The organism is Acidobacteriota bacterium (assembly GCA_020845575.1).
Taxonomy (GTDB): Bacteria; Acidobacteriota; Vicinamibacteria; order Vicinamibacterales; family Vicinamibacteraceae; genus Luteitalea.
In genome coordinates this window covers 60,652-73,022 of sequence record JADLFL010000044.1, presented here as the reverse complement: position 1 = coordinate 73,022, position 12,371 = coordinate 60,652, and the positions used below count along the sequence as shown (strand labels likewise).

The following is a 12,371-nucleotide window of genomic DNA, read 5'->3' as shown; positions in this document are numbered from 1 at the left end:
CCGCAGCTCACGGTTCACGGGTGAAGGGCGAAGGGCAAGAGGGGGAGCGGCTGATGACGGTGTATCGGGTTCTCCTCTTGCTGGTGGTCGTGGCTGTCTCGTGGCTGGGGCTGCGTGGGGCGGCGACCAGCGCGGCGCAGGCGGGTGGCGAGGACGTCGTAGTCACCGTGCGCGAGGGCACGTCGATGGCCATCGCGGTGTCGCCCGATGGTCAGCAGGTGGCCTTCGACCTCCAGGGGACACTGTGGGTCGTGCCCATCGGCGGTGGTGACGCGCGACGGCTCACCGACGAGTACGGCGACATCAGGCAGCCCGACTGGTCGCCCGACGGTACGCGTCTCGCGTTCCAGAGTTACAGGGACGGCACGTGGCGGATTTGGACCATCCGCGCCGACGGAACGGGGCTGACGGCCGTCACCTCCGGACCATTCGACGACAGAGAGCCGCACTGGTCGCCAGACGGGCGACGCATCGCCTTCTCCTCCGATCGCAGCGGCAACTACGACATCTGGGTGCTCGACGTGGCGTCCGGCGTTGTCACGCCGGTGACCACCCACACGGGCGACGACTTCTTCCCCGCATGGTCGCCGGACGGGAGCGAGATCGCGTTCGCGTCGACGCGCTCGTCGTCGCCTGGCGTCTACGCCACGACGCTCGATGGTGCGGAGCGCCGGATCGCTGACGCCCGTGGCAGCGTCGGCGCGCCATCGTGGTCGCGCGATGGCCGCGTGCTGTTCACCACGATGCCGATCACGCAAGGGGCCGGTGCCACGGTACCGCCGGGAACGCCGGCTCCGCGGGCTCGCCTGTACCTGAACACCGACGTGATCGCCGCAGACGAGGACTACGTCCCGTTCCGTGCGCAGTGGATTGACGGCGACGAATTCCTCTATCCGGCCGACGGCACGATCAAGCGACGCTCGCTGACGCGTGGAGCGCTGCCCGGTGTGCCGTTCACCGCTTCGCTCACCGTGCGACTTGCCAGATATGCGCGGAAGGTCCGTGACTTCGACTCGACGACGCCGCGACCCGCGCTCGGCATCCTGCGCCCCGTGCTATCGCCGGATGGGACCCGTCTTGCGTTCGCCGCGCTCGGCGACATCTGGATCCAGCCGATCGACGGCACGCCCGTTCGCGTGACCGACGACGACTGTGTCGACACGGATCCGGCATGGTCGCCCGACGGCCGGTCCCTGGCGTTCTCGTCCGATCGCGCGGGTTCGATGGACGTGTGGGTGCGCGATCTCTCGACGAGGCAGGAGCGCCGTCTCACCTCGTCGACCGACGCCGACATGGCGCCGGTCTGGTCGCCCGACGGCCGCCGGATCGCGTACGTGAGCAATCAGGCCTACGAGCAGGGCGAGCTGCACGTGGTGCCTGCCGAAGGTGGTCCGTCACGACGCCTGCGCGATCGTGCGTTCGGCGTGGGGTATCCCTCGTGGACGCCCGACGGCACACGCATCGTCGTATCGGCCATCAGGCCGTACTCGGCGCGCTACAGGGAAGCCACCAATTACGCGTGGTCCGTGCCCGTCGAGGCGGGACAGCCGGACCTGCTCATTCCGCAGCCGCACGTCGCTGCGGGCAAGCGCGCGGGCGATGGCCCCGCGGTGTCGCCCGATGGCCGCCGGTGGGCGTTCGTCGTCGACGGCCAGTTGCACGTGCAGGCGCTCGATGCGCAGGGCCGTCCGTCGGGCACGCCCGTGCGCGTGGCCGAGGAACTGGCAGACAGCATCAGTTGGGCCGGGCCGGATCGCGTGCTGTACCTGTCCAGCGACGCGGTGCGCGTCGCGCACCTCGATGGCACGCCTCCCACGACGATCGCGATCCCGTTGACGTGGCAGCGCCGAGTTCCGGAAGGACGCCTCGTCGTCCACGCCGGGCGACTCATCGATGCCGTGTCACCGGAGCCCCGCACAGACGTCGACATCATCGTCGACAGGCATCGCATCGCCGCGATCGTGCCGCACGACGCGTCGCATCACACGGGGCGCGTGATCGACGCCAGCCGGCACACCATCTATCCGGGGCTCATCGAAGGGCACGCGCACACGTTGGTCGAGCACGGCAGGAACTTCGGCTTCGTCCACCTGGCATATGGCGTCACGAGCGTGCGTGACGTGGGCGGCCTGCCCTATGACGAACTCGAGACTCGCGAAGCGATCGACTCCGGGCGGCGCGTGGGGCCGCGCCTGTTCACGACGGGCTATCTGCTCGACGGCATCCGTCCGTACTACCCGATGGCCTCGCCCTCGTCGAGCGAGGCAGCCGTCGACAGGGAACTACTGCGCGCCAGTCGGCTCGACTACGACACGTTCAAGACGTACGTGCGCCTGCCAGACACGCTGCAACGCCGCGCGATCGAGGGGGCGCACCGGCTGGGCATCCCGCTGTCGTCGCACGAGATCTACCCGGCGGCGCTGTCGGGAGCCGACAGCGTGGAGCACACCGGCGCCACGAGCCGTCGCGGGTACTCGACCAAGCAGTCGCTGGCCGGGCGCGCATACGAGGACGTCATCAGGATCGTCGCCGGCGCGCGCATGACGCTGACGCCGACGCTGGCGCTTGGCGGTTTCCAGGTGGCGGCCAATGAAGACGTGTCGCTCATCGAGGATCCGCGCTGGCTCGCCCTGCAACCGGCATGGACCGATGCCACGGTGCGTGCGCGTCGTGGGCTTGCGTCCCGTCGACGTGCCGACCTGACGCCGGCGCAGCGCACGGTGCGCGCGCTGCACGAGGCCGGCGTGCGGATCATCGCGGGCGTCGATTCGCCGCTGTCGCCATACGGGACGTCGCTGCACGTGGAACTGCAGGACTACGTGGCGGCGGGGCTCACGCCGTTCGAGGCGATTCAGACAGCCACGCGCAACACGGCGGACCTGCTCGGCGCGGGACGCGATCTCGGCACGCTCGAACCGGGCAAGCTCGCCGACATGGTGATCGTCGACGGCAATCCGCTCGAACGGATCGCCGACACGCTCCGCGTTCGGGTGGTCGTGAAGAACGGCGACGTCCTTGACATCGACGAGCGGACCGGAGCAGTGACGCTCCGCCCGTAGGACGGCCACCTATCCCGCGACTTGTTCGTCGATCGCCCGCCTCACGGCGTCGTAGTCGTTGGGCAGTTCGATCGGCGTGTTGGCCAGACGCGCGTCGATACCCTCGAGCTGACGCGTGTGGTACTGCAGCTTGAAGTCGCTGAACTTCAGGCCGTTGGCCGTCGAAACGACCACCACCTTCTGGTCGCGCGTCACGTCTCCGCGCGCCACCAGCTTCTCGAGGACGGCCAGCGCCACGCCCGTGTGCGGGCAGTTGAACATGCCCGTGCGGTCGGCGCGCGCCGACGCATCGGCCAGCTCCGCTTCCGTCGCCTGCTCGACGATGCCGTCGTAGGCCTCGAGCGTGCGTATCGCCTTACGTATCGAGACAGGGTTGCCGATCTGGATCGCCGAGGCCAGCGTGCTCTGCGCCTGCACCGGCTCGAACTGCCAGCCGTTGGTGTACGCGAGATAGAGCGGATTGGCACGCGCGGCCTGTGCCACGACGATGCGGGGACGCTTGCTGATGACGCCGAGCGCCTGCATCATGTCGAACCCGGCGCCGAGCGCGCTCACGTTCCCGAGGTTGCCGCCCGGGATCACGACAACGTCAGGCACCTGCCAGTCCCACTGCTGGACGATCTCGATTGACACCGTCTTCTGGCCTTCGAGGCGCAGGCTGTTCATCGAGTTCGCCAGGTAGACGCCCTCTTCGGCCGCCAGCCGCTGCACGATCGCCATGCAGCCGTCGAAGTCGGTGTCGAGCGACAGCACGAACGCGCCGTTGGCGATCGGCTGCAGCAACTGGGCCACCGACACCTTGCCTTTCGGCAGCAGCACGATCGCCGGGATGCCAGCGGCCGCGGCATACGCCGCGAGCGCCGCCGACGTGTCGCCCGTCGACGCGCACGCGATGGCGCGCACCTGCTGGCCGTCGGTGATCATCTGGCGGACGGCCGACACCAGCACGGTCATGCCGAGGTCCTTGAACGACCCGGTGTGCGAGTTGCCGCACTGCTTGATCCACAGGTCCGGCACGCCGAGGGTGCTGCCGTAACGCTCCGCCCACAGCAGGTTCGTGCCGCCCTCGTCCATCGACACGATCTGGTCGTCGCGGATGTCGGGGCACACCCACTCGCGTTTGCCCCACACCGCGGAGCCGTACGGCCACAGCGTGCGCTTGTACCTGTCGTCGAAGAGCCGCATCCACGCGCCTGCGGAGCGGTCCTTCAAGGCCTCCATGTCGTGCGCCACCTCCAGGAGGTCGCCGCAGGTCGGGCAGCGATAGAGCGGCGTGAAGAGCGGATGGGTGCCCGGGCACCCGGCGATGCAGCGGAATGAAGCGCGATACATATCGGCCGATTACAGATTCGTGGCTGGCCTTGCACGCTTGTGTGCGGGCCAGGCCCGGAGGAGCGCACCTGGTCCGATGCCGAACCTGCAACCGACTGCTGGACAAGGAAATGCCACGGCTGTGCGGGAGCAGATGGCCTGGTGTGCTCGTTGCAGCACCAGCGGAACGATGCGTGTGATCGCTGCGGCTTTCGACAACAGGAAAGGACGCGCGCGGTGAAAGTAGCACACCTCCAGGAACCGGCGGAAGAAGACGTGATCTTTCGCGACGGTCTCGGTGTGCGCGAGCGCCGTGACCTGGGCGCAGGCGAGGTCGTGGACTGGTTCCACCTGGACCCGGCCTTCGCGTCGGCGGAACACGCCCTGCGCGAGCGGGTTTCCCGGCTCACCAAGCTGCAGCACGCGAAGTTCGCCCGCATCCTCGGGCTCGAACCGGCGACGAAGGGGCGCGGTCCCATCCTCGTGTCGAGCCACGTGGCCGGCACACGCCTGTCCGATGTGCTCGAGATGGCGGGGCACGGACTGGTCACCTTCGAGCCCGGTGTCGCGCTCCAGGTGACGCGCGACGTGCTCGGGGCACTCGCCATCCTTCACGACTCCCGCAACGTTGCACACGGGTGCCTCGGCCCGGAGCGCATCGTCCTGACACCGGCCGGCCGCGTCGTGATCGTCGAGCACGCACTGGCGTCTGCCCTGGATCGGTTGCAGCGTCAGCGCCACCAGTTGTGGCGCGAGTGGCGGATCCCGGCCACGCTCGGGCCCGGCGCGCCGCGTCTCGACATGGAAACGGACGTGGCGCAGATTGGCCTGTTGGCGCTGGCCGCGCTGCTCGGACGTCCACTCGATGAAGAGGAGTACCCGCACCGGCTGCGTGGACTGGTGCCGCTGGCGCAGGATCGTCTCGCACGATCGCCGGCCGCCGCGATCGCCGCCGATGTGGCGGCCTGGCTCGAACGCGTGGCACCGGTCGACAGTCGTCGCGCGTTCAGGACCATGCGCGACGCGCAGCGCGCGTTCGACGCGCTCCTGCCGTCGGGCGCGGCGGCAATCGGCGTGAGCGTGTCTCGCGTGAAGGGCGTCATGGCCGCCATCGCGAGCCTCAACGAGCGTCCGGCCGCGCCGGCCGTTCAGGACGCTGACCCGATGCCGGCGCTCGTCGACGAGCCCGTGTGGGTCGCCGCACCTGTTGTCGTGGAGGACGCGTCGGCGATCGACGACGTGCCAGCCGTTGCCGGAGCGCCGGTCGCGGCCGCGGTCGAACCCGAGCCGCAGCTGGACCCGGAGCCCGAGATCGACATCGAGGCCCTGCTCCGGCTCGAGGCGGAGCTGGAGGGCGACGGTGACGTCGCGCCCTCCCTCGTCGTGGCGGAGGCGGCGGTCGTGGCCGAACCGGCGTTCGAGCCGGATCCAGAACCAGAGCCGGCGCCAGCGTCGGAGTCCCCCTTGCCGCCCGAGATGGAGGGTGCGCCAGCGTCGGACACGGGTCCTGAGCTCGAAGCCGTTGCCCTTGTCGACGCACCGCCGGACGTCGTCGCCGAGGCGTTGTCGGACGTGGTCGCGCCCGCTCATGAGGAGCCGTCGCTGGAGGCCATCGCGCAGGAGCGCGTCGATCTCGAGCGTCAGTTCGCGGAACTGCTCGACAGCGTGGCACCCGCCGACGAGGGACCGGCCGACGAGGAGCCCGTCGCACTCGTTCCCCCGCGACCCGAAACGTCGGAACCACTCGTCGATGTGCGCGTGATGTGGTCGTCCATGCCCGCCACCGACATCGTCGACGACACGGTGGGAGAGAGTGCGGGTCAGACAGGTGAGGACATCCTTACCAGCGAGGACGGCACCGAGCCGCTCATCGAACCGCTGGTCCAGCCGCTCGTCGAGACGTTCGGTCAGATCGATGCGTCGGTGGAGCCCGTTGAGTCCACCGAGGCGTCGGTCGAGACGTCTGGCTGGTGGCGCGAGGCGCTCCCGTGGCGGACGGATGTTGCGGACGCGACGGCGGTGTCCACGGAATCGATGGTCGCACCGACGCCGGTCTTCGAGGAGGCTGTCGCCATCGAGCCGGTGCCAGCCTTCGACGAGGTCGTCGCCGTCGAGTCGGTGTCAGCCATCGAGGCTTTGCCACTCGTCGAGCCCGAGCCCGAGCCCGATGTCGTGGCGGAGATCGATGAAGAGCCGTTCGAGTTGTTGGCTGCGGCGGTCGTCGAACCATCCGACGAACTCGTCGGGGCGGAAGTCGCTGACGTCGAGGCCGCGATTCTCGACACCAACACATTGGCGCTTCCTTTCGAGGCGGTGGAGGAACGCGTCGACGATGCGGTCGATACGTATCAGGCGTTCACCGACGTGGCGCTCGAGGCTGCTGCGGAGGACATCGGTCTGGGCACGGAGGACGGGGCGTTCGCCGTGCTGCCAGTAGAGGAGCCGTCGTTCTCGCTCCTCACGCTCGACGGCCAGCCCGTGGCCGAAGGGATTGCGACGGACATCCACGACGTCGTCTCCGAGTTCGTCATACCCGACGAGCCAGGGGCTGACTTGTCCGCCGCCGCGTCCTGCGCGGAGGTGGATGCCGCTGGCCTCCAGATGGAAGGGGAGTCTGTCTTGGCACGGTTCGCCGAAGCGCCATGCGTGGAGGTGGAAGTCCGTGCGGAGGAGCCGAGCGTCGCGGCGGGCACCACGAAGCGCAGGAAGAAGCGGTCGCGCCGGAAGAAGTCCGGCACGGCGACCGCACCTGTCGCACCCGCTCCGGCGACGGCAGTCGTGCAGCCCGCGGATCCGATTCCGGAACCCGTGTGCGAGGTCGAGCCAGCGTACGAGCCGGAGCCGGAAGCCGGTCCTGACGCCCCCGCGGATCTGCCAGCCGCAACACCTCGGGAGATGGCGACGTCGCTCCTGCACCGGGAAGTCCCGGCGTGGACACCGCCCACCGTCGACGTGCGTCCGCCGGCTCCCGAGGCGCCTCGCGAGCCCGTGCCCGCTCCCCATCCGCAGGCCGCCCCGGCCGCCTGGGACGCGCCCGCCGCCGTGGCGGCATCCGACGCCTTCAGGCCCTACGAACCGGAGATTCACGCCGTGGGGCTGCCGGACCCGGAGGCGCTCGACGCGCGAACGGGACGGCCTGCGGTGACGTCGGTGGCCGATGCGCTCGCGCCCACGCCCGGATCACGAGCTGCGAACGTCGAGACGTGGGCGGTGGCGAACACGCCGGTGTCGGCACCCCGCGTGAACTGGCGTCGCGTGATCGCCGCGTCGATTCTCGTGGCCCTGTTCCAGGGGGCCGCGTTCGCCGCGTGGTGGTGGACCCTCCCCGGCGCCACCGGCACGCTCGTCGTGCAGACATCGCGTGCCGCGGGCGTGGAAGTCATCCTCGACGACAAGCCGCTCGGGCGGACGCCATTCAGCGGCGAGGTCGCGCCAGGACGTCACAAGCTGGTGCTGCGTCAGGGCGAGACGCTGCGCGAGATGCCCGTCGAGATCAGCGTCGGCGTGGTGACGACGCAGGCCATCGACTGGCCGGTGGCGGCCGGAGGGCGTGGCAGTCTGCAGATCACGTCGAGTCCCACGGGCGCGCAAGTCCTCGTCGGTGGCCGGTCGCGCGGCGAGACGCCGCTGCTGCTGGAGGACCTCCCGGCCGGTGGACAGTCGTTGCTGATTCGCAGCGACGCCGGTACGGTGAGCGCATCGGCGATTGTCATCGCCGGCGCGACCACGCCCCTGGACGTGAAGATCTTCGCGGGGTGGATCCTGGTCGATGCGCCTGTCGAAGTGCAGCTCCTGCTGAACGGGCGCGAGAAGATCGGGTCGAGCATGGACGGCCAGATCCTGCTGCCGCCAGGGACGCATCGCGTGCAGGCCACCAACGACGCGCTCGGCATCCATGAGTGGATCACGGCCACCGTGGAGCCTGGCGCCGTCAGGCGTGTGACGCTGATGGTGGCGCCCGCCACGATCGCGTTGCGAGACGAAGCCGAAGTGTTCGTCGATGGTGCGTCGATCGGCACCACGCCGGGAACGCTGGACGTCCCCGTGGGCACGCACGAAATCGCGATTCGCCCCGTCACCGGCCCCGAGCGGAAGCAGGCGATGACGGTGCGATCGCGGCAGCGTATCGAGTTCTGATCAGCGGCGCGTCGTCTTGCGGACGGCCTTCTTCGCAGGTGTTGCGGCCTTCTTGCGCGGCGCGGCAGCCGCCTTCTTCCTGGTGGTCTTGCGTGCCCCGCGTGCGGGCGTTGCCGGTTCGGCGTCGGCTGCCGCCGCAGGACTCTGGTCGACGCCGTCGACAGCCGCGTCGCTCGGCGCGTCGCTCGGCGCCTCGCTCGGCGCCTCGGCCAACAGCTGATCGTCCACCGGTTCCGCCGCGACCACGTCGGGCACACCGGCCGGCATGTCCGCTGCCGCGCGGCCGCGTCCGCGACCACCACGCGCGTGCCGGCTCTGGCGCACCGAGGGCACCGGATCGCCGGGACGAGCCACGTTGCCGTTGACATCGCCTGGCTCGTGCAGGTCGTCCACTACCGCTGCGACCCGTCGTCCGCTGCCCGACTTGGGGGCCGGTGCCGGCTCGCTCGTGGCCGTCGGCGCCGGAACGGCCTCGATGCCCGCGTCCGCCAGCAGCGTGCCCGGGTACACCCGAATCACGCCCTGGCGGTCGCGATCCAGGCGGAAGAGCCCCTCGCGCTGAGCGTAGCGCAGCGCATCGACGATCCCGTTGAAGCCGTGGCGGCGCTCGTCGAACGCCTCGTTGGCGGCCCTGATGATCTGCTTGGCCTGACGTACGTACAACGGCCAGCGCGACACGACGCCTGGGCGCAGGAAGATGTCACGCACGATGGCGTACCCGTCTGCCTGCTGACCGGAGACCGCGGCATCGACAGGCGCGGCCGCGGTCTCCGCGGGCGCGCCTTCCGTCGTGGCGGGCGCTGGCGTCGCGCGCGGCGCGGGCGCTGCGGCAATCGGTGTCGCAGGCGTGGAGACGTAGTCCGGAACGTCGACGCCGTCGCGCAGTTCGACGAGCCGGCTGCGGTCGTCGCCGCGCAGCGTGACCAACTGCGCGCGTTCGAGCTTCTGCACGAAATCGCGGAACGTGCTGACGCCGTACTCGCGCTCCGAGAACGTCGAGTCGAGCTGCAGCAGCGTGCTCTTGAGGACGCCGAGCTGCGGCATCACCTCGCGGTCGGCGAGCACCTTGAGCGCGCGCTTGACGAGCGGCATGGCGTCCTTGACGTCCTTGCTCGCGCCGCCGCGGCTGCTGCTGCCGCGGCGGCCGATCAGGTTCTCGTACGCGATGAACTCGGTGCAGTTCTTCTGGAGGATCACGCTGGTGAATGCGCGTCCGCCGACCACGAACACCTGTCGATCGTAGAGCTTCAGCTTCTCGACGAGCGCCATGAAGTCGCTGTCGCCGCCGACGATCACGAAGGCGTTGATGTGACTGTGGGTGAAGGCCATCTCCAGCGCGTCGAGCGCAAGGTTGATGTCCGCGCCGTTCTTGTCGCCACCGGGCGTCAGGTTGCGCTGGACCATCTGGATGGCGTGCTGGGTGAGGGAGCGGCTGTAGTCACCGGCACGGGTCCAGTCCCCGTACGCGATCTTGGTGACCACCTCGCCGCGCTCCTTCATCGCTTCAAGTACGGCGCCGACGTCGAAGTGACCCCCGAGGGTGGTCTTGACGCCGATCTCGATGTTGTCGAAGTCGATGAAGAGGGCAATCTTGAGGCGGGTTTCCGACAAAACGTTCCTGGTCCTTTCGCAGGCGAATGTCGTGTCCGGTGCCGGGGGAAGTCCTGCAGGCCTGCCGGAGACGTCCCGGCAAGGATAGCAGGAAACCCCGGCGGCCCGGTCGCGCGCCTGACGTCAGGCGCGCGATGCGTCGTCTGGCCGTCGCGGCGGGGTGAGCAGCGAGACGACGACGAGCACGAGGAATCCGAGCGGAATCGTGACGATACCGGGCTGGCTGAACGGGACGGGCGCCGTCTCCGGCGCCCAGCCGTAGACGTCGCGGAAGGCCTGCGCGCTGCAGAGGATCCACGCGAGTGAGCTCGCCATGCCGACGAGGATGGCCGCGACGATGCCCTGCTTGGTGGTGCGCTTCCAGAACAGGAGCATCACGAGCGACGGCAGGTTGGCCGATGCCGCGACGTTGAAGGCCCAGCCCACGAGGAACGACACGTTCAGCTTCTCGAACGCGATACCGAGCAGCATCGCCACGAGGCCAACGGCCACGGCCACCATCTTCCCGGCGCGCACCTTCGCATCGTCGGTGAGGTCCATCTTCAGCACGTGCGTGAACAGGTCGTGCACCACGGCGCCGCTGGCCGCGAGGATGAGGCCGCTCACCGTGCCGAGCACCGTGGTGAACGCGATGGCAGAGATGATCGCGAAGAGCGGATTGCTGAAGCTGCGCGCGAGCAGCGGCGCGGCCATGTTGTTGTTGGTCACGTCGAGCGCGCCGCTCGTCATGGCACCGAGCCCGAGATACAGCGTGAGGATGTAGAAGATGCCGATCGCACCGATGCCCACGACCGTGCTCTTGCGCACGGCCATCACGTCCTTGACGGTGTAGTAGCGGATCAGGATGTGGGGCAGCGACGCGGTGCCCGCGAAGAGCGCCAGCATCAACGAGAGAAAGTCGAGTTTGTCGAACAGTTTGTCGCTGCGAACGCCCCTGAACGTGGGGCTTGCGCCCGGTTGCAGGAGGTCGGCACCCGTCTGCGTGCGCGGCGTGTAGACCATCGCGACACGGCCGTCAGACAGCGCGCGCCGCTCGGACGTCCATGTCTCGATCGTGCTGCCGCTGAACGTGCGCAGGAAGGCGAGCGGACCGAGCGCGCCCGACGATGTCGCGCCGTCGGGCAGGGCCGTCACCACACCGATGGGCGTCAGGTCCTGCTGGCCCGGTCCGAGGCCCTGTGGCAGGCCGTCGACGTACGTACCGGCCGGGCCCGTCGTCACCACCTGCGTGCGGAGGACGCGTCGGTCGGGCAGCCGGCGCCACGTGCGCACGGCGCCAGAACCCTCCTGCACGCGTAACCAGGCGCCATCGGGCCAGTCGGGATCGGTCACCACCTGACCGGTGGCTTCCACGGCCGACGCGTCCCGCGGCATCGACGCGACGTCCGCGGGTACGTCGAAGCCGCGCTGCAGGATCAGCGTCGTCAACAGGAGGCAGAACGCCACCAGCAGGCCGCCCTTGATGAACTGCACCCACGTCGTCGACACCATGCCCGCGGTGACGACGATGATCGTGACCACCACGCCGACGATGAGGACGCCGGCGGCGTGCGAGAAGCCGAGCAGCGGCTTGATGAGCACGCCGGCGCCGACCATCTGCGGGATCAGGTAGAAGAGGCTCACGACGAGCGTGCTGATCGCGGCGGCGAGCTTGATGCCGCGCGAGTGGAAGCGGGCGTCGAGCGCGTCGGCGAACGTGAACTTGCCCATCTGCTTGAGCGGTTCGGCGACGACGAAGAGCGCGACGATCCAGCCGGCCAGGTAGCCGATGGAGTAGAGAAAGCCGTCGTACCCGTAGAACGCGATCATCCCGCAGATGCCGAGGAACGACGCGGCAGACAGGTAATCACCGGCGAACGCGATCCCGTTGACGAACCAGTGGATCTGTCCGTGCGCCGCGTAGTAGCCGCTCGCGGAGCGCGCGCTCCGGCCGAGCCACCAGCTCAGGATCAGGACGCCGAGGACGAACGAGATGAACACGCCGACGGCGAGCGGCGAGGTGACGTAGACCATGACGGGATCAGCGGGCCAGGCGCAGATAGAGCGCGGCGAGGAGGAAGGCCAGCCCGATGAGCAGGAGGCCGTACAGGAGCGAGACGGGCAGGCCCCAGACGGGCGTCAGGGCGTTGAGTCCCGGCGCGAACGCGCTGACGGCCATGAAGCCGACGTAGACGACCAGGTACAGGGCGAACAGCCAGAGGGCGATCCGGGGAATCTGCATGAGCGCCGGCTACTGTATCAGGAGCGCGGGGC

The 12,371-nt window shown here is 69.2% G+C and carries 6 protein-coding genes; 2 read left to right on the top strand and 4 right to left on the bottom strand.

Annotated elements, in window-relative coordinates; translation table 11 throughout:
* Positions 1-53 precede the first annotated feature (53 nt).
* Positions 54-3,059, top strand: a complete 3,006-nt coding sequence (locus IT182_12885) for a PD40 domain-containing protein (protein ID MCC6164237.1) — start codon at positions 54-56, stop codon at positions 3,057-3,059.
* A 9-nt stretch (positions 3,060-3,068) separates the two neighbouring features.
* Here IT182_12885 and thrC read toward each other — a convergent pair whose 3' ends face one another.
* Complete coding sequence (thrC, locus tag IT182_12880) at positions 3,069-4,391, bottom strand: threonine synthase (GenBank protein MCC6164236.1); 1,323 nt, start codon at positions 4,389-4,391, stop codon at positions 3,069-3,071.
* Between the two features lie 216 nt (positions 4,392-4,607).
* Here thrC and IT182_12875 point away from each other — a divergent pair, with 216 nt between their 5' ends.
* Positions 4,608-8,507: a PEGA domain-containing protein gene (locus IT182_12875; protein ID MCC6164235.1), complete on the top strand. Its 3,900-nt coding sequence runs from the start codon at positions 4,608-4,610 to the stop codon at positions 8,505-8,507.
* Here the strand turns inward: IT182_12875 and IT182_12870 are convergent, their stop codons facing one another.
* The 3 genes from IT182_12870 to IT182_12860 form a co-directional block, all read right to left on the bottom strand.
* Positions 8,508-10,118 (bottom strand): NYN domain-containing protein, encoded by a 1,611-nt coding sequence (locus IT182_12870; GenBank protein MCC6164234.1) that lies wholly within the window; start codon positions 10,116-10,118, stop codon positions 8,508-8,510.
* Between the two features lie 123 nt (positions 10,119-10,241).
* The gene (locus tag IT182_12865) at positions 10,242-12,131 is read right to left on the bottom strand and encodes a cation acetate symporter (protein MCC6164233.1); all 1,890 of its coding nucleotides are present in this window, start codon (positions 12,129-12,131) and stop codon (positions 10,242-10,244) included.
* A gap of 7 nt (positions 12,132-12,138) precedes the next feature.
* A complete protein-coding gene (locus tag IT182_12860; protein MCC6164232.1) occupies positions 12,139-12,339 on the bottom strand; it encodes a DUF485 domain-containing protein in 201 nt (66 codons plus the stop codon).
* Positions 12,340-12,371 lie beyond the last annotated feature (32 nt).

Coding starts and splice junctions, on each gene's coding strand:
- IT182_12885 (MCC6164237.1), top strand. CDS start 54: ATGACGGTGTATCGGGTTCTCCTCTTGCTGGTGGTCGTGGCTGTCTCG.
- thrC (MCC6164236.1), bottom strand. CDS start 4,391: ATGTATCGCGCTTCATTCCGCTGCATCGCCGGGTGCCCGGGCACCCAT.
- IT182_12865 (MCC6164233.1), bottom strand. CDS start 12,131: ATGGTCTACGTCACCTCGCCGCTCGCCGTCGGCGTGTTCATCTCGTTC.
- IT182_12860 (MCC6164232.1), bottom strand. CDS start 12,339: ATGCAGATTCCCCGGATCGCCCTCTGGCTGTTCGCCCTGTACCTGGTC.